This window comes from Chryseobacterium sp. X308 (genome assembly GCF_020733145.1).
Lineage (GTDB): Bacteria > Bacteroidota > Bacteroidia > Flavobacteriales > Weeksellaceae > Chryseobacterium > Chryseobacterium cupriresistens.
Genome location: NZ_JAJFZH010000006.1, coordinates 179,506 through 202,287, shown reverse-complemented (window position 1 = coordinate 202,287; position 22,782 = coordinate 179,506). Strand labels below are relative to the sequence as shown.

The window sequence follows — 22,782 nt, the reverse complement described above, 5'->3', positions numbered from 1 at the left end:
AACCAATATTTGTGCAAAGGTAGAAAGTAAAATGGATGAACACAAACTCCTTACTCCCAATCCCCCTAAATTCTCAAAACGCTCACACTCTCCAACCCTAAAACTCTCCAACCCTCTCACTCTTCAGACTCTAGGTCCCAGTTCAATTACTTCAAGATCTCTGATTTCTTCACCATCCACCACAAAGCGCATCATTGTTCTCACTTTATGCCAGCCCTGTTTACCACAGGCTCCGGGATTCAGATGGAGGAGATTGTTTTTCTCATCATACATCGCTTTTAAAATATGAGAGTGGCCTGAAATAAACAATTTCGGAGCCTTTTCTGCCATTTCTTTTTTAGTAAGTGGTGTATATTTTCCCGGATACCCTCCGATGTGAATCATCAGAACTTCCAGTTTTTCACAAAAGAAACGGTTCACTTCCGGAAATTCAGCCTGGATTTTGGCATTATCAATGTTTCCGTAAACGCCCTTCAGAGGTTTTATTTTTTCCAGCTGTTCAATGACATCCAGACTTCCGAAATCTCCGCAATGCCATACTTCGTCAGCCTGAGAAGCATATTCCAGGATACGGTCATCAATATAAGAATGGGAATCGGAAAGAAGAAGAACTTTTGTCATTATCTAAGGGTTCTTTCAGTGATATTTTCGTGATATTTATCTTTAAAAACAGCCACGCGGTCAGGATTAAGCTCGCCGTCATGATTGATTACTCTTTCTTTCAACAGCCATTTTACCAGTTTTTCCATTCCTTTTTTTGAATTCATAAAATTGGATATTTTGGTCATATCAGTCGATTCGATTTTTGTTTTTTCGGTCAGAAAATTCAGAATAAAATAATCATCATTTACATATCTTGGGGTTTCATTATCCATATAGCGGTAAAGAAGAACTTCCTCATCATCTTTCATGGAGAAAAACGAATACTGTGCTGCATTGATCTTTTCAGCTTTCAAAATCTGCTTTCCATCCAATAAAACTTTATCATCTTTGATGGTTATATCCTGAGAAAAATATAAATTACAGCTTATCATCAGTAAGAAGAAAGCCAATAACCTGTTTGGTACCATTTTATTATTTTTTAAGACTGCAAATATAAAGAAGCTCCATCAACTTATTCGGATCTTAGTCAGTGATATTTTTTGTTTTTCTGATAGAATCCAGTTTCTTTTCAATATCTGCGCTGAAAACCTTTTTCAGTTTCAGTTGATTCTCTGTAAGCTTTGAAATAACAAAAGTGCCGGTCATATTGGTATTGGAAGGAAATACTAACGTTACTGTAGAGTCTGAAGCTTTTTTCCAGCTCCCGATATAACGGTCCGGCTTTTCATTTTTTTTGGTAACAGGCTCTTCCAGGGTATCATATCTTAAGGTTGATTTAATCAGATTCCCGGTAATTTTTCCGTTCTTCTGAAATCTGATTCCTTCTCTTCTCGATTCAAAACCATCCTGTTTTTCATAAGTATAAATATAAGTGTCCATTTTACTGAGATTCCAGGTCTGCAAAAGCAAAGGATTGGCAGTTCTGTCCTGGGCTTTGATACCGCTGACTGCGAAAAGAAAGAAAATACAGATACAAATAGGCTTTTTCATGAATACAACTGATTTATCGTAAAGTTTTAGCATGGGCTAAAATGAGCATCGTTTAATATTTAGTAAATTTGGGAAAATTAAAATAAACAATGAAACAGAAACTTTCTTTTTTCATTTTTCTTTTAACCGTAGGATTAGCCAATGCGCAGGTTGAAGAAAAAAAACTGGATGAACTGATCCAAAATACCCTGAAAACCTTTGATGTACCGGGAATGTCGGTAGGAATTGTGAAAGATGGTAAAATGATCTATTCCAAAGGCTTTGGAGTACGTTCTCTTACAACAAAGCAGCCAATGGATGACAATACGCTGGTAGGGATTGCTTCCAACTCAAAAGGCTTTACCTGTACAGCATTAGCCATCTTAGCAGATGAAGGAAAACTGAACTGGGATGATAAAGTTTCAAAGTATATTCCTGAATTTCAAATGTATGATCCTTATGTTTCTCAAAATGTTACGATCAAGGATCTTGTTACCCATAGAGCCGGATTAGGACTTGGACAGGGAGATCTTATGTTTTTTCCGGAAGGAGGAAATTTAACCGTTAATGATATTGTGCATAATGTGAGATATCTGAAACCGGAAAATCCTTTCAGAACAAAACTGGATTATAACAATATCATGTTTATTGTAGCCGGAGAAGTTATCCACAGAATTTCCGGATTAAGCTGGGCAGAATTTATTGAACAGCGAATTATGAAACCTGTAGGAATGACTTCAAGTTTCGGAAGCTACAGCAGAGCAAAAGCTGTTGCCAATAAAATTGATGCACACGCTCCGGTAGACGGAAAAGCAATTGCTGTTCCCCACGACTGGAACGAAACGGGCAATGCTGCAGGCGGAATTATGAGTAACATTAAAGACATGACCACGTGGGCGGAATGTCTCCTAAATAATTTCACCACAAAAGACGGAAAAAAACTGGTTTCTGATAAGAATGTACAACAGTTATGGAGCTTGCAGATTCCAGATAGGGTGGCTGCGAAAAATCCTTATGATACAAGTTTCTACGGATACGGTTTAGGATGGTTTCTGAGTGATGTGAAAGGACATAAACAGGTACAGCATACAGGTGGATTGATCGGAACGGTAACACAGTTTACATTAATTCCGGATATGAAACTGGGAATTGTAGTATTGACGAACCAACAGTCCGGAGCAGCTTTCAACACAATTACCAATACCGTGAAAGATTCTTATCTTGGGGTAGCAGACAGAAACTGGCTGAAAACCTATAGCGAAAGAATGTCTAAAATGGAAGCCGAATTCAGCAAACAAAAGAAAGACGCTTTTGCAAAATCCGAAGCCTTCAAAAAAGAAAAATCTCTACAGCCAAAAGCAGAACAGTTTACAGGAACTTACAATGATATATGGTTTGGTGATGTAGAAATTACACAACAGGGAAATACCTACAGAATTTCGTGCAAAAACTCTCCAAGGTTAAAAGGAGAGCTGCTTCCTTATTCCAATAATTCTTTTATCATCAAATGGGACGACAGAAGCTATGATGCAGATGCCTATATCATTTTCAGCTATGACGAAAACGGAAAAGCAGAATCTGCAAAATTGAAGGCGATTTCTGATGTAACAGATTTCAGTTTTGACTTTGATGATCTGGATTTGAAGAAGAAATAAAATAGAGATTATAAAATATTCTATGGAGAACGGGCCTGGGTCCGTTCTCTTTTTGTTTGTTAACCACGAATGCCACTAATTTATTCACAGATAGCACTCATTTTAATGATTATTGAAAATGAGAACTGAAATGGTTCAATAGGAACGGGCTATCATCCTGAGCATAAGCTGAAAGGTTACGAACACCAGTTCAAGAAGCAAGCCCGTTTTTTCATACAACGATAATGGCTTTAGCCGAAAGACCACCCCGTCAAAAATTCTTTGAATTTTCGCCACCCCTCTGGAGGATGGGAATAGGCAGTCGGTAATAGGAATGTTGGTTTATTGTACAAGATTCAGATCCTGATTTGCTAACGTAAGTTCTGTGTTAAGATGTTGCTTTTCAAAGAAATCTTTCAGCTCAAAAAGTCTTTTCTTATTGTCATAATGGATACTTGAATTGAGTTTTCTCTGGCAGAGTGAGCATGCTCTGGCAAGATGATAATCCGTTTCCGATAATGAATTGGTTCCGTTCATCACACAGTTGGCATTCAGACAATGGCTGATCCCAAACATATGCCCGATCTCGTGCGAACTGATTTTTATTAATCTTAAAAGACTTTTGTTAAAATTAGAATCTGTTAATTGTCCGTCTGCAAATCGGTATATAGAGGTTACTCCCACGCCATCCTCATATGAAGCCAGTCCGAATACATAATTCCATTCCGGTAATGGAAAAAGGTCTTTCTCCGTAATACCCATTAATACAATAGCATCTTTAGGTTTTCTTTTGATCAGAATACTATCCAGTACATATCCTGCAAGAACCTGTTCCTGTCCTTCCTTTGAAATTCTTTTAACTTTTTCAGGGAAAATAGTATTGGGCAAAACAGGAAGAACCTTTGTTTCCAGCTGAAAATAGGTTTTTAAATAGTGTTGGGTAAGTGCTATTTCTTTTTTCTGAAGTTCATCAAACTTCCCGATGGGCTGAAGATAAATGGTGTTCTTTCCAGGTGCAGGTTTTATCTTTTTTAATTTCTGAAAATCTGCAAATGTCTGGAAATGTTCCTCATGATTATACCGCCAGCTTCCGGGTTTTGGAGAAGAGGAAAGTTTTATATCATTCAGTGCAATAGATTCATAGTAGGTTTTCTTCTGTTTCTGACATGAGAAAAGAAGGATCAATATTGAGACATAAAAAAGTAAAGAAGTAAAGTTATATTTTCCCGGGCTCATAAAAGAATAGCAGTTTCTTTTTGGCACCGTCGAACTCTGACCAGGAATCACAGTCTACCTCAAAACCCGCCACTCCGCAGGTGGGAAAATGGAAAATATCCTCAGAAATAGAATTGGCAAAATTGGAAATTCCATTATTGTGAGAGAAGAATGCAACCGAATTAAGGTTGTCATCCAGATCATAAATTACAGATTCAAAGCTTCTTTCAGAAGGATTATACAATTTTTCATCAGTAGCACAGTTCAGTTGATAGGCCTGATTGAAAATTTTACAGGTATTCAGTGCACGTACCGCAGGGCTGGACACAAAATGATCAATAGAAATGTTATTGCTTTTCAGGAATCTGGACATGTGCATAGCATCCTCCAAACCTTTGTCTGCCAAAGGTCTGTCAAAGTCCTCCGTTTCCTCCGGCCAGTCGCTTTTCGCATGTCTTACGAGGATGAGTTTCTTCATATAATTGTTTTTTGGAAGATTAAAATTATAAAAAAAATAATGGAATAAAACATGATTTATATAAAAAAACTGCGTTATGAATAAAATCAGTAAATTTTACTAAATTTGCAGACTTATGGGACAAATCCTTGCAATAGACTACGGAAAGGCTCGTTGTGGTATCGCTGCAACCGATGATATGCAGATTATAGCCAGTGGGCTGGAGACTGTGGAGAACCGCTTTTTAATGGAATTTTTGAAAAAATATTTCAGTGAAAATAAGGTAGATGAAGTAGTGATTGGACTTCCCATAGATTTGAAAGGAAATGTTTCGGAAGTGGAAACCGATATTTTAAAATTTATAGAAGAGTTTAAAAAAGAATTTTCGGATATTGCAGTTCACCGTTTCGATGAAAGATTTACATCCAAAATGGCTTCTTTTTTTATTTCCCAAAGTGGAAAAAACAAGAAAAAGAGGCAGGAAAAAGGATTAATAGATAAAGTAAGCGCAACAATTATATTGCAGAATTTTTTAGAACAAAGATTAAGATGATATTACCGATAAGAGCTTTTGGGGATCCTGTTTTGAGAAAAGTAGGAAAAGATATAGACAAAGACTATCCCGAATTACAGGAACTGATAGATAACATGTTCGAAACCATGTACAGCGCAAATGGCATAGGTCTTGCAGCGCCACAGATTGGTTTGGACATCCGTCTGTTTGTAATAGATGTGACGCCTCTTGCAGAAGATGAGGATTATGAAGATATTAAAGATGAGTTGGCAGAGTTCAAAAAAGTATTTATCAATGCTCAGATTCTTGAAGAATCAGGTGAAGAATGGAAGTTCAATGAGGGCTGCCTTTCTATTCCGGATGTAAGAGAAGATGTGAAAAGAAAAGGGACAATCGTTATTGAATATTATGACGAAAATTTTGTGAAACATACAGAAACTTTTTCCGATATTAGAGCCCGCGTAATTCAGCATGAATATGACCACATTGAAGGGATTTTATTTACCGACCACCTGAGTGCTCTGAAGAAGAAACTGGTAAAAGGTAAGCTGACGAAAATCTCTCAGGGTGACGTAAACATCGGTTACAAAATGAGATTTCCAAAATAATTAAACAAGGATTAAAAAGAAATAATAAAAAGCAAAAAGCTAGTGCTGATTGCAGAATTTACAAAAAATAAAATTATGCTGTTAGAAAAAATAATTTCAATTTCTGGAAAACCAGGACTTTTCAAATTAGTTTCTCAATTAAGAAACGGATTTATCATTGAAGATGTTACCTCAAAGAAAAAAGTAAGCATTGGAAACTCAAGCCAGGTAAGTTTATTGGACAATATCGCCATGTTTACATTTGAGAAAGAAGTTCCTTTGTTTGAAGTATTTGAAAATATTGCTAAAAACAACGACTATAAGGAAACTATCTCTCACAAATCTTCTGATGCAGATCTGAAAGATTTTATGCTGGCTTCTCTTCCAAACTATGACACAGAAAGAGTATATTCTTCTGATATCAAGAAATTGGCTCAGTGGTACAACATCCTTCAAAAAGCAGGATATATTACGCCTGAGAGCTTTGTAAAAGCAGAACCTGAAACTTTAGACGGAGAACCTGCTGAAGAAGTAAGCATTGAAAAAGAAGCTAAAAAAGCTCCAAAAGCAGAGAAACCTGCTGCTCCGAAAGTTAAAGCGACTTCAGCAGCAAAATCAGCTCCAAAGAGCACCCACAGAAAACAAGGATAATTCATTTGAATTAAAATATAAAACCTTGTCTGGAAATTCCGGACAAGGTTTTTTGTTTTCTGGCAGTAAATAATTGGGGGGTAATATTCCAAACCTAACAGGTTTTCGAAACCTGTTAGGTTTACATATCAAATCTATCCGGAATTCTGCACTCTGCAACTTTTGTTCCCAACGTTTGTAATGATGCCCGAATAACCCTTACATTTGTATAAGATTGAATTTCCCATTATTTATGAATACGAAACAAGAGAAACTGGAGGCCTTCGGAAGATTACTGGATATTATGGATGATTTGCGTGAAAAATGTCCATGGGATCAGAAACAGACGTTAGAATCCCTTCGTCATCTTACCCTTGAAGAGACGTATGAACTTTCAGATGCTATTTTGCAAAATGATTTACAGGAAATAAAGAAAGAGCTGGGCGATGTCCTGCTTCACCTTGTTTTTTATGCTAAAATAGGTTCTGAAAAAGGAAGTTTTGACATTGCAGATGTTATCAATTCCCTGAATGAAAAGTTGATCTTCCGTCATCCTCATATTTATGGAGATACTGAAGTGAAGGATGAAGAAGAGGTGAAGCAGAACTGGGAAAAATTAAAATTAAAAGAAGGAAATAAATCTATCCTGGGTGGAGTTCCGAAAAGTCTGCCGAGTTTGGTAAAAGCCTACAGAATTCAGGATAAGGTAAAAGGAATCGGTTTTGAATTTCATGATGCAGAAGATGCATGGAAAAAAGTAGATGAGGAGATTCAGGAGTTCCATGCTGAAACGGATTTGGATAAGAAAGAACAAGAGTTGGGTGATGTTTTCTTCTCTCTGATCAACTATGCCAGAATTTCAGGAATCAATCCGGATTCTGCGTTGGAAAGAACCAATCTGAAGTTTATTTCAAGATTTCAAAAGATGGAAGGGCTTGCCGAAGAACAGGAACTGAAACTGGCAGACATGTCGCTGGAAGAAATGGATGTTCTCTGGGAAAAAGCAAAAAAACTTTCATAGTCCCCGATTGAAACAATTAATGCTTCTTACATTCAATTAAAAAATAAAAAATAAATATGTTACGTTTTCTTATTTTACCTGCTTTGCTTTTATTGAGCTGCAATCCAAAAGCTCAGAATTCCCCTACTAAGGAGGATGAACTGAAAGTCCAGTTTACCTTACCTAAAAAGTTGAAGGAAGTTTCCGGAATTACTTTGTCAAAAGATAAGAAAACCATCTGGGCAATAGAAGACAAAGGAAATAAAAATGCAATATATGGTCTGAGTGATAAAGGTGACATGCTGGCAAAAATACCGGTGGAAAATGCTGAAAATACAGACTGGGAAGACATCATATCCGATTCTCAGGGAAATATTTATATCGGAGATTTTGGTAATAATGATAATAACAGGCAGGATCTGGCGATCTTAAAAACAGATTTGAAAGACAGCAAACAAATTGTTACCAAAGTTGTTCAGACTACAAAATTTCATTATCAGGGACAGACAGAATTTCCTCCGAAAAAGTCGAACCTGTTGTACGACTGTGAAGGTTTTGTTGAAATGGACGGGAATTTTTACTTATTCACCAAAAACAGAAGCAAAGGTTTTGACGGAACCTTTCTTGTATTCCAGGTTCCTAACAAAGAGGGTGATTTTGAAGCAAAGCTAATAGGAAAATTAAAGCTTGATGGAGGATATAATGATGCAGCTATTACCTCTGCGAGTATCAACAGTACAAAAGATAAAATTGTTTTGCTTACCCATAAAAATGTTCACGTTCTTACCGGATTTACTGCTAACGATTTTAATTCTGCTAAAATTCAAAAAATTCCTTTGAACCATAATTCCCAGAAGGAAGCTATTGTATTCTTTGATGATAAAACATTAATGATCGCAGATGAGAAAGGCAAAGATGAAGGAGGAAATGTGTACAGTTTTTCATTATAAGCCTTATCTTTACAGCCGATTAAATAACTATGAAAAAAATATTGTATATCCTATTGGTACTTGGTTTTTCCTCTTGCAGTAATACTAATGATGAATCTATAACTGTAAATGAAAATCAAACTGAAGATTTACAGCCTGATAAAGGATACATTTTTGAGATGGATCAGCACACAACACTACGCAGTCCGGAAAAATATTATCAGTTTTTCTATGAAAACGGACGTTTACAGGAAATGCGCGGAAGGAACTATTTTGTAACAGCAAATACCCAAGTTTTTTATCCCGATGTAGTTACTCTGTTAACTTATACAAACAATAAGATACAGGTAGATTATCTTGAATCGGAAACGACTTCCGGATATAGAACAACTTCTTATGTGATGGAAAATAACAGACCTGTTAAGGCTGAAAAGTATTATAAGAATGGAACTTTTTCCGAACTGGAGATGACAAGGACCTATACGTATGGATCCAATACAATAAGTGTATATACTAAGCGTGGTTATCAGGAGTTTTTTACAACCTATTATTTTGATGGAAATAGTAATCTTTCTAAAAGTGAAACATTAGAAAAGGCCACTGGTAAGGATAAACAGTTCACAACTACTGTGTATTCAGATTTTGACAATGCTAAAAATCCATTTAAGAAATTATTTCTGATCAATGATGATTTTTATGAAAAGAGTTTATCAAAAAATAATTTTAGAGCTAAGGAATCAGTGACAGAATACGCTGATTATTCTGGTAACGGTATACCTCCGCAGTCGGGAATATCCAAATCAAAATGGACTTACAATTATGATCAGAATGGCCAGGTATTACTATACTTTCCGTTTCCATAACATACCAAGTAAAACCCTACAGAGAAATCCGTAGGGTTTTTAAAATAAATGAATGTTATGGAAGTAATTGATGTTCTATTGTTTACTGAGTAAGATAGGAGATACTGATATTACCTTTTGATAATCTGAAATCCTGGGTATAAATACATCTTAGCCTGAAAGTTTCTCCGGCAGCAAAAGGCTGTATGCCCGTAAGCTGATGAAATACTTGTGTTGTCCTCTCTCCATGTCCTGTTGATACCGCTGAAAGTAAGTTTTGGGTATCAGCTTCTCTCTGAAGTTGTGACGTTGCAGTTCCTGCTGTCTGATTAGTTCCGTTGAGGTTTAAATCATAGGTAAAATAGGTTGCTACATTATAGAAACCTGCTTTATTGACAGTAAATATCCCGGTGTTTGCATCGTAGGAAATAAAATTATTATCTATTTTGTTAACAATATTATAAATAAAATTTTGAGCCAAGTTTTCAAAAGTTCCGGTTAAATGGCTTCCTGTATAGCTGCCGGTATTTGGTGATATATTGTCCTTATTGGCTACAAAGACTACTTTTAAAAAATTTTGAGATTCTATAGTTCGCCAGGTAGGAGCTGTTCCTGCCCCATTGGAACTTAAAAATTCGCCTTCTCTACCTGCGGTACCCTGTATATTTTCAGAGCCTCCTACGTTCAATTCTTTTACAAGCTGCAGTGAGCCATTGACATGCAGTGTTCTCTGGGGAGTTGGTGTTAATATCCCAACTTGTGCGTTGGCTAAAAATGACATGACTAAAAACAATGTCAGTAATAAATTTTTTTTCATTGGATTGAGTATTTGTTGTTGATGGTGCGAAATATTTGTATTTTCAATTTTAAGGCAGCAGATAAGAAATGCTGATATTTCCTGATGTTAATCTGAAGTTCTGGGTATAAACACATTTCAGGGAAAAGGTTTCTCCGGAATTAAGAAACTTTATACCTGTCAGCTGATGATATATACTTTCTGTTCTTTCTCCGTGTCCTGTCGACATTGCTGAAATATAATCACTCGTATCTGAACTTCTCACAAGTGCGGATATTGCTGTTCCTTCTGTCTGATTGGTTCCGTTTAAACTTAGGTTATATGATATATAAGTTGAAATGTTATAATATCCGGCTCTGCTAACAGTAAATATCCCTGTATTGGCATCATACGATATATAATTATTATCTATTTTATTGACGATATTATAGATATAGTTCTTAGAAGGTGTCTCATAGTCTGGTGCACTGCTGCTTCCTGTATAACTTCCGGTACCGGGTGAGACATTTGTTTTTTGCCCCGTAAAAACAATCTTTAAAAAACTTTGAGATTCTATCGTTCGCCAGGTAGGTGATGTACCAGCTCCGTTGGAACTTAAAAACTCTCCCTCCTTTCCTGCAGTACCCTGTACGTTTTCAGAACCTCCTACATTTAATTCTTTTACCAGTTGTAACGAACCGTTGACATGCAGTGTTCTCTGTGGAGTAGAGGTCAATATCCCGATCTGTGCATCGGCTGAAAATGCTACGATTAGAAACAATGTAAGAAATAATCTTTTGATCATCGGATGTATATTTTGTGATTATAGATAACAAAATTATTTTTTTTTTTATAATCCGTGATTTGTAAAAAAGTGAATAGAATTGAGTGATAGGATGATTCACATGTATCAAAAAGGCTTGAAATAATTATGCAGCTTAATTATTTTTTTTAAATATCACTATTTTGTGATTTTTATGTTTTTTTGTAGATATTTATCTACCCGATTTGTAATTATGAACAGATTGCTGTCTATTCCTTTTTTTAATCAATGTTAAAATCATCAAATTGTATTACCTAGAAACTCTTATTATTTAATGTATCAGTATGAAGTTTTTAGGATAATAAGAAATGTAAATAGTACTTATATAAATGAAAATATGGCTTTTATTGAAAAGCCATATTTGTTTTTATCGGTAAAGAATATGAATTGAAAATTTGAATTATTAAATTTTATTAAAATTGATTTGAGATTATAAAGCTCATCATTAATTATTTCATGTGGAAAACTTAAAATTTCATTCCCACCCCGGCAGAAATTCTTCCACCATCTGAACCATAGAAATAATTTAATCTGGCAGACATCATTTCTACAATACTCAGCCATACTCCAGCTCCGGCAGACTGATGCCATTTTCTGGAATTTTCATGGTCATTCCATACACGGCCGATATCATATCCGATAAGAATCCCCATGTTGGCAGGAGCAATATTATTTCTTACCCTTCCAAAATCCCATCGGATTTCTGAGTTATTGGTAAAATAGGATCTTCCTGAGAATCTTTCGTTTCTGAAGGCTCTCATTCCATTATTACCTCCGATAGCCGCTGCCTGATAAAATTCAAAATTATTGTTATTGATCCACATTACATTGCTGGAATTGGCGAATACAAATTTCCCCTTTTTATCAATCCTGTGGTCAATGGCCAGTTTTCCTTTTACCGTTACGAAATTCTTATTGAAATCAGAAAGAGTTGCTTTCCAGTCTGCATTCAGCATAAATTCCAGTCCAAGAGTAGGGAAGGCCGCATTATCAGCATTTTTATAACCAAAGGTATAATTGGCTCCAACAAACTGCTGGCTGTTGAATACTCCAGGTCTCACATCCGGAGACTGGTTGATGAAACGGCCGGCTTTTCTTTGTACTTTATTATCTTCAAAAGTCAATTGAAACTGGTGGCTGAGATTCATCCAGCTCTTTTGAGAGATGGATGGAGCAAAGTTGAACTTGGAAATTCTGGCTCTGTTATATTCTCTTTCTGTTTCTTCCTTATCATACTCACTTTCATTGGAAAGTCCAAAGAAATTTTGAGAGAACCTTGGAGTCGTATAAAATGCATCAAGGTTAATATCCCAGCCTGAGATGGCTTTTTTAAATACTCCTTTGTAGGTAAGGCTAAATCCTGCTGTAGCCGTATAAAAATTAGCTTTTAAACTGTGCCTCTGAGTAAATGGATCGCGGATAAAATTATTCACGGTATAATTGGCCAGAACGCCTACGATCACACCGTCATCCGGGTTGTAATCCAGGTTTGGATATCCTGCAACGGAATTATATTTAGGATGCTTATAATTATAGCTGTTGATATCATAATCATCTGTAATATTCCTCGTTGCATTTCCTGAATTGTAAGTGTTTTTCTGAGATTTAAAATCATAAATCTTCACTTTTCTTCCATCAGCAACGTTATAGGTATCATGATTATATCCACCAATCAGCCGGATCGTCATTTTAGGATTTCCGCTTCCGGTTACTATATAGGTATCATCATCTTCCAGTCCGTAGATCCATAATTCCTTTGTTTTTGAATCATGATAGGTTTTTTCAAAAACCAGCTCATTCTGGTCTTTATTCTTACCCAGCTTATATTGCTGTACAAGGACTGAATGTCCATTTTTGGTGATAACAAACTTATCAGGGTTTACGGTTCCTGCCAAAGGAACTTTTTTCTGCAGTACATCATAATACTGAGTGGCATAGCTCTGAAGTTTCGTCTTTCTTATTTTAAGTTTTCTCTGAATTTCAGCAATGGTATCATCCTGCACTTCTTTCGGAAGATTGTGGAAAGCTTCATCAATATCCGCATCCGTAAGATGCTCCTGAATATATTTTGCCTGGGTTTCCCATTCCTTCTGGTCTGCACCTTTTAAGAATACAAGATCCATCGGATAAGGTTCCATGGCAAGCCATTTTACACTGCTGATATCTTCTGTAAAGGTTTTCATATGGCGGATGGCAGGAACATTCATAATAATTTTAAAGGCTGCCCCGTCATATTTGCTGAATGCCTGGTCTCTGTCTTTAGGAATAGGTTTATAGATTACTTTATCACCTGCTTCATATTCTGCCCATTTCCACTGGTCGGAATGTCTGTCCCAGTCACCGATAAGCATATCAAACAACCTTGCTCTGATATAAGATTCTCTGTCAACAGAATATTTATCGCTTTTGTTAAGGTTTTTCAGTACATCATCTGTAGAAACGATATCTTTGGCATGATCCAGATAAGCCAATGTTTTAGGATCGGAAGAAAAACGCTCTTCAATCATATACATTTCATCCCCGTAGTTTTCGTTATATCTTCCCAATGCCTGCTGCTTGGGAATGTAATACAGTTTCGGATTACTGTGGAAAATACCCAGTTTTTCTGACATGTTTCCAATTGTAAATGGAGTAAACGGATGATTGGTCGTATAAAAATCAAGTAAAAATTTTTCAGGAAATGTATCTGCAAGTTCTTCCCCTAATGTGCTTTTCTGGAAAGCCATATTGTTAAGAAAGCGGATGGCACTTTTCTTCACTCCACGCATTACAAATTCCTGTCCGTCTGCAGACTTCAGTCGTAAACTGTTGGATTGGTTTCCTCCACCTTCCCGGAAAGGAATATATCCTCCGTTCAATTCTGAAAGATTAGCGGTTGGAGCCTCAATAGGAATTCCATAATATCTTCTGTAATGATCTCCCCAAAGCCAGCGGTAAAACTTTCTTTTTTCAGTAAGCGCTACCGGGTAAATGGTGGAAGAAAATGTGGCAGGAAAAGAATTAGGGAAATTATTAACGAATACATCCGGTTTGGAAATCACGGAAATATGAGTAAGCTTTTGAAGCCGGGCATCTTTGGTTGAAAAATACTCAACATCTGTACTTTCATCTTTTCTGAAATTTAAAACCGCAAAACCACTTCCTCCGTAAGAAAAGTCTGTTTTTTCTACAATGGTAGACGGATCTGTTTTAGAGCCTGCTCCACTGATAATCTGTCTCAGGTTTCCATCTTCGTGATATTGCAGGTTATGATCATGTCCGGACACGAAAATAATATTTTCCTTATCCTGAACAATACTTTTAAGTCTGTTGGATAAGTCTGCATAATGTTGATTATTAATATCTTCAGGACTGGCTCCTGAGGAACTTCTTAAGATATTGATGACACTTGCTACTACAGGAACAGGAACTTTACTCTTTAAAGGAAAAAGATGGGATCTTGCAGAATTAAAACCTGCATGTGTTCCGCTGCTGATGACAGGATGGTGTAAAGCAACAATTATTTTTTTACCCTGGTTTTTAATGATAAGATCTTTAAACTCGGTGAAAAAATCTTCACGGGTTTTGATGTTGCAGTTTTTGTTGATTCCAGGATAATTATCCCAGTTCGATATCACCCATTCTGTATCGATGGCAATGAGCTTGATATCTTTAGAAACATTGATATCATCAATTGGGCAGCCGTTTTTGGGAAGAAAAGCTTTTTTATCATCAAGATATTTTTTAACCAGTGCTTCCTGGGTATTCAATCCTTCCAGTCCATTGTACCAATCATGATTCCCGGGAATTACTAATGTTTTTCCCTTGAAATTTTTGGTGATAGCTAGCTGATTTTCCAGTTTTTGTTTTGCCAGGGCATAATCTTTATCTGTTTCTTTGGGCATACCATTAGGGTAGATATTATCGCCCAAAAAGATCAGCATAGAATTGCTGTCGGCAGAATCCAGCTTACTTTTCAGTAAATTCAGTGTTTTTTGTGCCTGTGGTTCATCTGCATTTCCTGCATCTCCAATCAGAAAAAGTTTAAAATCACTTTCAGATTTTATTTCGGAATCTTTTACTTCAAATAAGTTTTTGCCCTTTTGTACGTTATAGGTAGCACAGGAATAAAGAGCTCCTGCGGACATTACCGTTCGAAGAACAATAGAAGTATTTTTTAGATGAGTTTTAAAGGATAAATTCATAAATTTACATTAACAAAAATTCAGGAATGAGCATTCTACAAAAAGCTAAAAATTATGTTGAAATCTTATTCAAAGATAAGTTATCTTCAGTATATTTTTATCATAATTTTATCCATACTGCCTATACAGTGAATAAGGCTGAGGAAATCATGAAAAATACCCCTGTTTCTGAGGAAGATCAGGAGAAGGTACTTGTTGCATTATGGTTTCATGATACAGGGTATATAGAATGTGCCCTCAACCATGAGGAAAGGAGTGTGGAGGTGATGAAAGCCTTTTTACGTCAGGAAAATTATCCTGAAAACTATATTGCAGACGTTGAAAAACTGATTCTGGCTACGAAAATTCATTATGAACCTCAGAATTTACTGGAAAAAATCGTAAAGGATGCCGATTTCAGCCATTTTGCAGGTCATGATTACAGTGATATTTCTGATGCCTTGAGAAAAGAATGGGAGCTGACGAATGTAAGATGTTTTTCCAATGAAGAATGGAATGCCGGAAATCTGGATATGCTGAAGAACAAGCATACTTTTTACACGGATTATGCCAAAGAAAACTGGGAGCCTCTGAAAAAGAAAAATATCAAAAAAATCGAAAAGAAGCTGGAAAAAGAAGAAGAGAAGAAAGAAAGTAAAAAGGAGGTTTCAGAAGGTAAAAAAGAAAAGGAAAAATCTGACAGAAGTGTCGATACCTTATTCAGAGTTACACTGAACAATCATACAAGATTAAGTGACATTGCAGATAGTAAAGCCAATATTCTTTTATCTGTAAATGCCATTATTATTTCAGTATGTCTTTCCGTACTGGTTCCGAAGCTTGATGCTCCTAAAAATTCACATCTGATTCTTCCAAGTTTCATATTACTGCTGTCAAGTGTACTGACGATCATATTTGCGATTTTGTCTACGAAACCGAATGTAACAAAATCAACATTTACTTCTCAGGATATTGCCAACAGAAAAGTAAACCTGCTGTTCTTTGGAAACTTTCAGCAGATGTTGTTTGACGATTATAATAATGCGATGAAAGACCTTATTAAAGACCGAGATTATATCTATGATTCTATGGTGAAGGATCTGTATTATCTTGGGAAAGTTCTTAACAGGAAGTACAGGCTTTTATCCATTACCTACAAGATTTTTATGGCTGGAATTATTATTTCCGTTTTATCTTTCGGGGCGGCTTTTCTTAGTCTTTAATTAATAAACATATCCAAATGATAGTCCGACAGCGTACGAACTGGCTGAAAATGTTATTTATATGGAGAGGATCCGTATTGAAGAAAATTGTTATTCAGCTTACCATTATCACGCTGTTTTCATTGGCTATCTATTTTTTCAAAGGAAAAATTTTTGATTATAAAGTACATCTCAATCCTACTATTTTTACATTAATAGGACTGGCTCTTGCCATTTTTATGGGATTCTGTAATTCTGCAAGCTATGACCGTTTCTGGGAAGGCCGGAAACTCTGGGGATTACTGGTCATTGAAACCAGATCCCTTACAAGACAGATCCTATCGCTGGTAAACGATTCTTCGCCTGAAGCTAAAGAGGAAAAAGAGAAAATCATCAAGCTGATCTCTGCATTTGCATGGTCACTGAACTTTCAGCTGAGAGATAAATCTGGTACAGAACATCTTGAGAGACTGCTTTCATCAGAACAATTGGAAAAAGTAAAGAACAAAAAATTCATTCCCAACAGTATTCTTGGTTTTATTGCAGACTGGCTTAGCGAACAGAATAAAAAAGGAAACATTGATACCATTGTTATGACTTCCATGGATCATCAGCTGAACCAGTTTTCTAATATTTCCGGCGGATGTGAGAGGATTTACAATACACCATTACCCTTTGCTTACAGTGTTTTGCTGCATCGTACTGTTTATTTATATTGTTTCTGGCTTCCTTTCGGACTGGTAGATTCTTTGGGATGGATGATGCCTTTGATCGTTCTGCTGATCAGCTATACCTTTATTGCTCTTGATGCTATTATTCAGGAGATTGGAGAGCCTTTTGGTGAAGAGGAAAATGATCTTGCTTTAAACAGCATCTGCCGTACTATTGAGTTTTCAATTTTTGAACAGGCAGGAATTCCTCAGGGCGAACTGAAGAAGCCGGATACTTATTTTGTGGATTAAAGAAGCATCATTTTATTCTTGTGGAAGTGTAAAGGAAACCCTTAACGCCAGCAATCCCGTGATTCCTTGCAGATCTTCTACTCTTAAAAATTCTACGTCATGCTGCAAAACCCCTTTTTTCTGGAGTTTGGAAATATAATCTAAATATTCCTTCTGATTTTCCATTCCGAAATAGACAATGGTGATTTTTCCGGGAGCGGTGATACGTTCGGAAGAATCTTTCACATGGGCCTTATCCAGACGCTTTTTAATAATCTCGTAATAGGAATTATAGGCTCCGTCTACATCAAAACGTTTTTCATCCATTCTGAAACGGATGTCTATTTTTTCATTATAGACGAAAATCAGTGAAGCAATATCAAGTGGTACCGGAAGATATTTTTTGAACGACTGAAATTCAAGTTCCATTTTACAGATGGTTTTCAGCTGCCAGTATCTCAGTTTGTGGACTACTTTTGAGGTATAATGCAGCTCGGGAGCGATGGTAGAACCAATATACAGATTATGTTCCACACCGTCAGATTTAAACCTTTCATAATAATGTGGAAAAATTTCCTGTGCTTTTACCTGGCTTTCATCCAGCATATCTGCCAGTTTCCGGTTAACAAGCGTGATAGAATCATCAAGGTTTTTTCTGTGATGATAAAACAGATCCGTAGAAGTAAAGATGTGGGAGAAATAGTCTTTGATCTTTGCCTTTATTTCCCTGGACGTTTTAATTTCCAGTTTTCCTTGTAAAAAAGGATGAATTTCTTCTCTTAACAATCTCTGAAAACGCTGTTCCGTATCCGCTTTGATCTCATTGTTGATCTCATTTTCAAAAACATCCAGTGCCAGTATAAATTTTTCGGAATCCGAGTTGGTGAGTGTCAGAATTTCATTCAGCCATTCAATCTGCTGGTTGAGATCCTGCAGCATCAGATTAAAACGCTTTTCAGAAGAAGAACGGATATCCGAAACCCCAAACAACGGGGTAAGATTTTTGAATGCAATCTGTTTTAAAGTATATATTTTTTTTCCGAGTGATGCCGTAAAATATTTCTCAGCTTCATTTCTGAACTTCCAGACCACACTGTCGTGGATCGTGGTATACTCACGCTGAATAATGGCTTCTATCTGATAGTTTTTCTCAAAGTAAAACCTGTTCAGAGAGAAGAGAACCATATCGGTAAAAAATTCCAGTTTTTTAAGTTTTAAGCCATTGAAACTTCCGGCAATCGGAGAGGTGAATTCCATGATCGCAAGGAGTTCGCCGTCTTTCATGATAGGAATTACCATGAAGCTGTTCACATTATTATCCTTTAAAATACTGAAGGAAGGAAGCAGCTTGACATTCTCGTCCAGATTGTTTACATTGGAAACAACTACAGGCTTTGAATTATGATTTAAATTATTGAAGGTACTCTTACGGGTTTCTTCATCAAATGCATTGATCCAGAAATCAAGAATGTGATTGGTGAGAAGACTTTCGTAAATCGGAAGTTTATCCAGTTTCTGTTCCTTTTTGTTGAACGTCATCAACCCGAAGTTGAGTTCCGAAACATCAAAATAGGATTTAAAAATTTCAGTCAGATTTTCGTTGGGATTCATATTTTCCGGATCAATTTCAATCATGCTTGATTTCAGATCGGAAAGGGCCACTTCAGAGGTACAGTCTACCAGTGAAATAATGGTAAATCCTTTCAGTATCCACGATTGTGAAGGGAAATACTTTTTCCAGAGTTTAAAATCATCAAGATTTTCCAAAAGCATATCCAGAATATCATCAGATGGAATTTTAGCATCTTCTGTAGGAGTAATTTCCGTAAAATCTGAATTGACCGTAATTTTATAATGCTTCATGATTCCCTGCTTATTCGGGATGTCATAATAAAACGGAAGTGTACTTTTAATATCTTTTTTGAAATAGCTCTGAAGAATCAAACAGCAGCAAAATACATAGAATTCGTTATCTGAAATATTCCTGAGTTCTATTTCAAAGTCTTTTCCGGCATCTTTCAGAATATCTTTAAACCTTTCGGTATAGTTGAAGGTAATATTGGAAAGCGGAATGCTTGCCGCTTTTATTTCGTTTCTGGTGAGGCCTGTCGGGAAAAGGTCTGCAAGAAGCAGTCTGATGAGGTCTTCGTATTTTTCAAGAAGGGCTGTATCCTGGAAGCCTTCTCTAAGGTCTTTAAAATTTCGGGTGCTCTCTAGTAGGGACTCTGCATAATTGACCCTGTATTCCAGTCTGTCATTATACCGGATATGTTCCAGAACATCCAAATATTTTTTGAATGATATATAAACCTGAAAGGGAGAGTCTTTTTTATAGAGATTAGCCAAGAGCTGAAAAATTTAAAGTAAAGTTATGAAAAAAGGAGAATATTGATCGTGTGGAATTTTTATTTTATTGTACATAATTTGCAGGTGCTTTGGGAAATTCTGCAAGGTATTTTATAATTCCTTACTGTTTTTTATATAGACAGAATATAGATTTATTGATAAATAAAAATTAAAGTTTTTGGGATGAGATGTTCATTATTTGAAGGATAATAAAAAAGCACAACCAACGAGTTGTGCTTTTTATATTTTAAAATTCAGATTTTACAATCCGAACATTCTTGCAAATAAATCCGGGAAAACTCCTAGGATGATGATCAGAGCAATAACAATTACTGCAATGATATTGTATGTAAGAGTTACTTTTTCTGATGATTTGAATGTTGATTCTTTAAAGAAGAACATTGCAATGATCAGTCTTAGATAGTAAGCAATGGATAGGGCAGAACCTAACACAGCTACCAATACTAAGAAAGCTGCACCGTTCATAGCCTGGGAGAATAAAGCAAATTTCCCCATGAAACCAGCTGTTAACGGAACTCCTGCCATTGAAAGCATAGAGATCGTTGCGGCTGTTGCCAATAAAGGTTCAGTTTTTGCCAATCCTTTGAAAGCTCCGAAAGAAGTTTCTCTTTTTAATTTCTCTACCCAGATCAGACACATGAAAACTCCTACTGTAGATAAAGAATAAGCAAACAGATAGAAGGCAAGGTTATAAGTAGAAAGGCTTGTCATTCCGAAGAATACCAATCCGATATATCCTGCGTGAGATACTGAAGAGTATGCCAGCATTCTTTTTGCGTTCGTTTGAGCAAGACCCATAACGTTTGCCAAAAGTAATGTAATGATTAAGAATACTCCTAAAACATTAATCCACTCGTGAGTTACCCCAGCGAAACCAAGCGTCATCAATCTGAACAGGGCAAAGAATCCTGAGATTTTTACCACGCTCGCCATGAAAGCTGTGATTAATGAAGGAGAACCTGCATATACATCAGGGCTCCACATGTGGAAAGGTGCTAAAGCTACTTTGAATGCCAATGCACAAAGAATCAGTAATACTCCTAAGATGAACATTACATTTCCTGCATTTGCTACTCCAAAGTCGTGGATTTTGTACAGATCAAAACTTCCTGTACTTCCATAGATGAACGCAATCCCGAACAGTAAGAAACCTGTTGCGAATGCACCCATAAGGAAATATTTAATAGAAGCTTCGTTGGATCTCAGATCAGTTTTATTAGCTCCAGCCATTACATATAATGGAATAGAAAGGATCTCAACTCCTAAGAACATCGTCACCAGGTTCTGGTATCCGAAAAGGATGATCCCTCCACATAATGCGAATAGCATCAATGCATATAATTCTGACTGGTGGCTTCTGTGGTTGCTGAAAGCAAAACCGCCCAGGAAGAATAACAATAAAGTTGTTACGATTGATATTTTAGTGAATAATGCGGTATTGTCACTGTACTCATACATATGCTTGTAATGGTCGAAGAACGAACATTCCGGCATAAAACTTACGTACAATGCGATGATTAATCCCAAAATCCCAATGTATCTTGCGAATTTTCCTTGTTCAAAAACTCCTGAAAATAACGCAATAACTGCCGTTAGGAAAACAATAATTAAAACACTCATTTCTTAAAATATCAAATTAACTTACCATTGATTGGTAGATAAACTTCACCGAACTACTCACCATGTCGATTACCGGTTGTGGGAAAATACCTAGTAAAATCACAAAAACCGCTAAACTTGCCAATACAGAAAATTCTACGCCTGATAAATCTTTTGCTGTACTTAAAACGGCTTCATCTCCTTCTCCAAACATTGCTTTTCCGTAGAATCTTAATAAATACACCGCACAAAGAATTACCGTAAGACCAGCAATTACTGCTGCCGTTCCGTTAAAATCATAAACTGATTTCAACAAAATAAATTCCCCGATGAATCCATTGGTCAATGGAACTCCCATTGAACCTAGTATAATGATCAGGAACAATACCGCAAACTTAGGTGCTACTTTAGCTAAACCTCCCATTTGTCTGATGTCTCTTGATTTAAATCTCTTATATAAAATATCACAACAGTAGAATAATCCTACTACGTTGATACCGTGAGCAAATGTCTGTACCAAAGCTCCTTCAGCTCCTTCTACATTGAAAGTTCCTCTTAAAGTAACTACTGCAGAAGCGAAGATCCCTGCTACCATCAATCCTACGTGAGAGAAAGATGAATACGCTATGATTCTCTTCATATCCGTCTGGATAATAGCGATCAAAGCTCCGTGAACAATTCCCACAATAGCAAGAATAATTACGATTTGTCCTGAAATTCCGGCAATCGGAAGCGGAGTGATTGGAAGTAAGTAACGCATTACACCGTATACTGCCATCTTCAGCATGATCCCTGATAATAACATGGATCCCTGAGTAGGAGAGTAGGTATAGGTATCAGGTTGCCATGTATGGAAAGGGAATACCGGTAATTTCACTGCAAAAGCAAAGAAAATAAACCAGAATACCACAGTCTGCTGTACTTCGTTAAGCTGTGCATTATATAGATCTGTTAAAGCGAATGATGCAGAGTGGTTGTACACATAGATCAATCCGGCTAACATAAATAATGATCCAACGAATGTATATACGAAGAATTTCGTAGTGAATTCAAACCTTTTATTCTCTTGTCCCCAAAGTCCGGCAATGAACCAAATTGGAATCAAAGTTACTTCCCAGAAAATGTAGAATAACAATCCGTCTAAAGAAGTGAACACTCCTACAAGACCAAACTGCATCAACAGAATCAGTCCGTAGAATGTATTTCTGTAGTTTACATTTTCATTGAAAGATGATAAAATAATGATTGGAGCCAGAATATTGGTCAGTAATAAAAGAAGCATGCTCATTCCATCGATACCGAAGTGAAGAGAGCTCTTCATAAATTGTGACCATGGATAATTGATCTCGTGCTGCAATACGCTGTCTACTGTCGGAGTAAAATCAAAATCCGAAAGTACGTAGAACGTAAGGAGCATTTGTACCAATGCAATTCCAAGCGCCAAATATTTGCTGGAATTATTCTTCCAGGCAAAAACTAATCCCGAACCTACTAGAGGTAATAGTAATAATGTTAATAACAAACAAGACATT

The 22,782-nt window shown here is 36.4% G+C and carries 20 protein-coding genes; 9 read left to right on the top strand and 11 right to left on the bottom strand.

Going from position 1 to position 22,782, the window contains the following annotated elements; all coding sequences use genetic code 11:
* Positions 1-123: 123 nt before the first annotated feature.
* Genes LIV57_RS09385 through LIV57_RS09375 form a run of 3 tightly spaced genes read right to left on the bottom strand, consistent with a single transcriptional unit; the run spans position 124 to position 1,593 of the window.
* Complete coding sequence (locus LIV57_RS09385) at positions 124-621, bottom strand: metallophosphoesterase family protein (RefSeq protein WP_227942388.1); 498 nt, start codon at positions 619-621, stop codon at positions 124-126.
* Positions 621-1,070, bottom strand: a complete 450-nt coding sequence (locus tag LIV57_RS09380; RefSeq protein ID WP_227942387.1) for a hypothetical protein — start codon at positions 1,068-1,070, stop codon at positions 621-623. Before LIV57_RS09380 ends, LIV57_RS09385 begins: the two co-directional genes overlap by 1 nt.
* 55 nt (positions 1,071-1,125) lie before the next feature.
* On the bottom strand, positions 1,126-1,593 hold the full coding sequence (locus tag LIV57_RS09375) for a hypothetical protein (protein WP_227942386.1): 468 nt from the start codon (positions 1,591-1,593) through the stop codon (positions 1,126-1,128).
* An 89-nt stretch (positions 1,594-1,682) separates the two neighbouring features.
* Here LIV57_RS09375 and LIV57_RS09370 point away from each other — a divergent pair, with 89 nt between their 5' ends.
* On the top strand, positions 1,683-3,227 hold the full coding sequence (locus LIV57_RS09370; RefSeq protein ID WP_227942385.1) for a serine hydrolase: 1,545 nt from the start codon (positions 1,683-1,685) through the stop codon (positions 3,225-3,227).
* 321 nt (positions 3,228-3,548) lie between these two features.
* On the opposite strand, the gene LIV57_RS09365 is transcribed toward LIV57_RS09370, so the two are convergent.
* A complete protein-coding gene (locus LIV57_RS09365; protein WP_227942384.1) occupies positions 3,549-4,442 on the bottom strand; it encodes an archaemetzincin in 894 nt (297 codons plus the stop codon).
* Positions 4,423-4,899, bottom strand: coding sequence for a SixA phosphatase family protein (locus tag LIV57_RS09360; RefSeq protein ID WP_110009649.1), 477 nt, complete (start codon positions 4,897-4,899; stop codon positions 4,423-4,425). Before LIV57_RS09360 ends, LIV57_RS09365 begins: the two co-directional genes overlap by 20 nt.
* Positions 4,900-5,014: 115 nt before the next feature.
* Between LIV57_RS09360 and ruvX the strand changes: the two genes are divergently transcribed.
* From ruvX to LIV57_RS09330, 6 genes are all read left to right on the top strand, one after another.
* A complete protein-coding gene (ruvX, locus tag LIV57_RS09355; RefSeq protein ID WP_202843711.1) occupies positions 5,015-5,431 on the top strand; it encodes a Holliday junction resolvase RuvX in 417 nt (138 codons plus the stop codon).
* Positions 5,428-6,000 (top strand): peptide deformylase, encoded by a 573-nt coding sequence (gene def, locus LIV57_RS09350; protein ID WP_110009647.1) that lies wholly within the window; start codon positions 5,428-5,430, stop codon positions 5,998-6,000. The genes ruvX and def overlap by 4 nt, the downstream gene beginning before the upstream one ends.
* A gap of 75 nt (positions 6,001-6,075) precedes the next feature.
* The gene (locus LIV57_RS09345) at positions 6,076-6,630 is read left to right on the top strand and encodes a DUF5606 domain-containing protein (RefSeq protein WP_202843709.1); all 555 of its coding nucleotides are present in this window, start codon (positions 6,076-6,078) and stop codon (positions 6,628-6,630) included.
* Positions 6,631-6,862: 232 nt separating this feature from the next.
* A complete protein-coding gene (gene mazG / locus LIV57_RS09340) occupies positions 6,863-7,630 on the top strand; it encodes a nucleoside triphosphate pyrophosphohydrolase (RefSeq protein WP_227942383.1) in 768 nt (255 codons plus the stop codon).
* A gap of 56 nt (positions 7,631-7,686) precedes the next feature.
* Positions 7,687-8,559, top strand: a complete 873-nt coding sequence (locus tag LIV57_RS09335) for an SdiA-regulated domain-containing protein (RefSeq protein ID WP_227942382.1) — start codon at positions 7,687-7,689, stop codon at positions 8,557-8,559.
* A gap of 29 nt (positions 8,560-8,588) precedes the next feature.
* Positions 8,589-9,401, top strand: a complete 813-nt coding sequence (locus LIV57_RS09330) for a hypothetical protein (protein ID WP_227942381.1) — start codon at positions 8,589-8,591, stop codon at positions 9,399-9,401.
* A gap of 82 nt (positions 9,402-9,483) precedes the next feature.
* On the opposite strand, the gene LIV57_RS09325 is transcribed toward LIV57_RS09330, so the two are convergent.
* From LIV57_RS09325 to LIV57_RS09315, 3 genes are all read right to left on the bottom strand, one after another.
* Complete coding sequence (locus tag LIV57_RS09325; RefSeq protein ID WP_227942380.1) at positions 9,484-10,197, bottom strand: hypothetical protein; 714 nt, start codon at positions 10,195-10,197, stop codon at positions 9,484-9,486.
* Between the two features lie 49 nt (positions 10,198-10,246).
* Complete coding sequence (locus LIV57_RS09320; RefSeq protein ID WP_227942379.1) at positions 10,247-10,960, bottom strand: hypothetical protein; 714 nt, start codon at positions 10,958-10,960, stop codon at positions 10,247-10,249.
* A 485-nt stretch (positions 10,961-11,445) separates the two neighbouring features.
* On the bottom strand, positions 11,446-15,162 hold the full coding sequence (locus LIV57_RS09315; RefSeq protein ID WP_227942378.1) for a metallophosphoesterase: 3,717 nt from the start codon (positions 15,160-15,162) through the stop codon (positions 11,446-11,448).
* A 26-nt stretch (positions 15,163-15,188) separates the two neighbouring features.
* Between LIV57_RS09315 and LIV57_RS09310 the strand changes: the two genes are divergently transcribed.
* Positions 15,189-16,364 carry a Pycsar system effector family protein gene (locus tag LIV57_RS09310; protein WP_227942377.1) on the top strand — a complete coding sequence of 392 codons (1,176 nt, stop codon included), beginning with the start codon at positions 15,189-15,191 and terminating at the stop codon, positions 16,362-16,364.
* Between the two features lie 17 nt (positions 16,365-16,381).
* Positions 16,382-17,305, top strand: a complete 924-nt coding sequence (locus LIV57_RS09305) for a bestrophin family protein (RefSeq protein ID WP_227942376.1) — start codon at positions 16,382-16,384, stop codon at positions 17,303-17,305.
* 12 nt (positions 17,306-17,317) lie between these two features.
* On the opposite strand, the gene LIV57_RS09300 is transcribed toward LIV57_RS09305, so the two are convergent.
* The 3 genes from LIV57_RS09300 to LIV57_RS09290 all read right to left on the bottom strand — a co-directional run bounded on the left by LIV57_RS09300 (position 17,318) and on the right by LIV57_RS09290 (position 22,781).
* Positions 17,318-19,630 (bottom strand): GAF domain-containing protein, encoded by a 2,313-nt coding sequence (locus LIV57_RS09300; RefSeq protein ID WP_227942375.1) that lies wholly within the window; start codon positions 19,628-19,630, stop codon positions 17,318-17,320.
* A gap of 261 nt (positions 19,631-19,891) precedes the next feature.
* Positions 19,892-21,271, bottom strand: a complete 1,380-nt coding sequence (locus tag LIV57_RS09295) for an NADH-quinone oxidoreductase subunit N (protein WP_227942374.1) — start codon at positions 21,269-21,271, stop codon at positions 19,892-19,894.
* 16 nt (positions 21,272-21,287) lie between these two features.
* On the bottom strand, positions 21,288-22,781 hold the full coding sequence (locus LIV57_RS09290; protein ID WP_062675590.1) for a NuoM family protein: 1,494 nt from the start codon (positions 22,779-22,781) through the stop codon (positions 21,288-21,290).
* Between the last annotated feature and the right edge of the window lies 1 nt (position 22,782).

Bases quoted from the DNA above. Each gene is read 5' to 3' on its own strand.
- LIV57_RS09385 (WP_227942388.1), bottom strand. From the start codon at position 621: ATGACAAAAGTTCTTCTTCTTTCCGATTCCCATTCTTATATTGATGAC.
- LIV57_RS09380 (WP_227942387.1), bottom strand. From the start codon at position 1,070: ATGGTACCAAACAGGTTATTGGCTTTCTTCTTACTGATGATAAGCTGT.
- LIV57_RS09375 (WP_227942386.1), bottom strand. From the start codon at position 1,593: ATGAAAAAGCCTATTTGTATCTGTATTTTCTTTCTTTTCGCAGTCAGC.
- LIV57_RS09370 (WP_227942385.1), top strand. From the start codon at position 1,683: ATGAAACAGAAACTTTCTTTTTTCATTTTTCTTTTAACCGTAGGATTA.
- LIV57_RS09365 (WP_227942384.1), bottom strand. From the start codon at position 4,442: ATGAGCCCGGGAAAATATAACTTTACTTCTTTACTTTTTTATGTCTCA.
- LIV57_RS09360 (WP_110009649.1), bottom strand. From the start codon at position 4,899: ATGAAGAAACTCATCCTCGTAAGACATGCGAAAAGCGACTGGCCGGAG.
- ruvX (WP_202843711.1), top strand. From the start codon at position 5,015: ATGGGACAAATCCTTGCAATAGACTACGGAAAGGCTCGTTGTGGTATC.
- def (WP_110009647.1), top strand. From the start codon at position 5,428: ATGATATTACCGATAAGAGCTTTTGGGGATCCTGTTTTGAGAAAAGTA.
- LIV57_RS09345 (WP_202843709.1), top strand. From the start codon at position 6,076: ATGCTGTTAGAAAAAATAATTTCAATTTCTGGAAAACCAGGACTTTTC.
- mazG (WP_227942383.1), top strand. From the start codon at position 6,863: ATGAATACGAAACAAGAGAAACTGGAGGCCTTCGGAAGATTACTGGAT.
- LIV57_RS09335 (WP_227942382.1), top strand. From the start codon at position 7,687: ATGTTACGTTTTCTTATTTTACCTGCTTTGCTTTTATTGAGCTGCAAT.
- LIV57_RS09330 (WP_227942381.1), top strand. From the start codon at position 8,589: ATGAAAAAAATATTGTATATCCTATTGGTACTTGGTTTTTCCTCTTGC.
- LIV57_RS09325 (WP_227942380.1), bottom strand. From the start codon at position 10,197: ATGAAAAAAAATTTATTACTGACATTGTTTTTAGTCATGTCATTTTTA.
- LIV57_RS09320 (WP_227942379.1), bottom strand. From the start codon at position 10,960: ATGATCAAAAGATTATTTCTTACATTGTTTCTAATCGTAGCATTTTCA.
- LIV57_RS09315 (WP_227942378.1), bottom strand. From the start codon at position 15,162: ATGAATTTATCCTTTAAAACTCATCTAAAAAATACTTCTATTGTTCTT.
- LIV57_RS09310 (WP_227942377.1), top strand. From the start codon at position 15,189: ATGAGCATTCTACAAAAAGCTAAAAATTATGTTGAAATCTTATTCAAA.
- LIV57_RS09305 (WP_227942376.1), top strand. From the start codon at position 16,382: ATGATAGTCCGACAGCGTACGAACTGGCTGAAAATGTTATTTATATGG.
- LIV57_RS09295 (WP_227942374.1), bottom strand. From the start codon at position 21,271: ATGAGTGTTTTAATTATTGTTTTCCTAACGGCAGTTATTGCGTTATTT.
- LIV57_RS09290 (WP_062675590.1), bottom strand. From the start codon at position 22,781: ATGTCTTGTTTGTTATTAACATTATTACTATTACCTCTAGTAGGTTCG.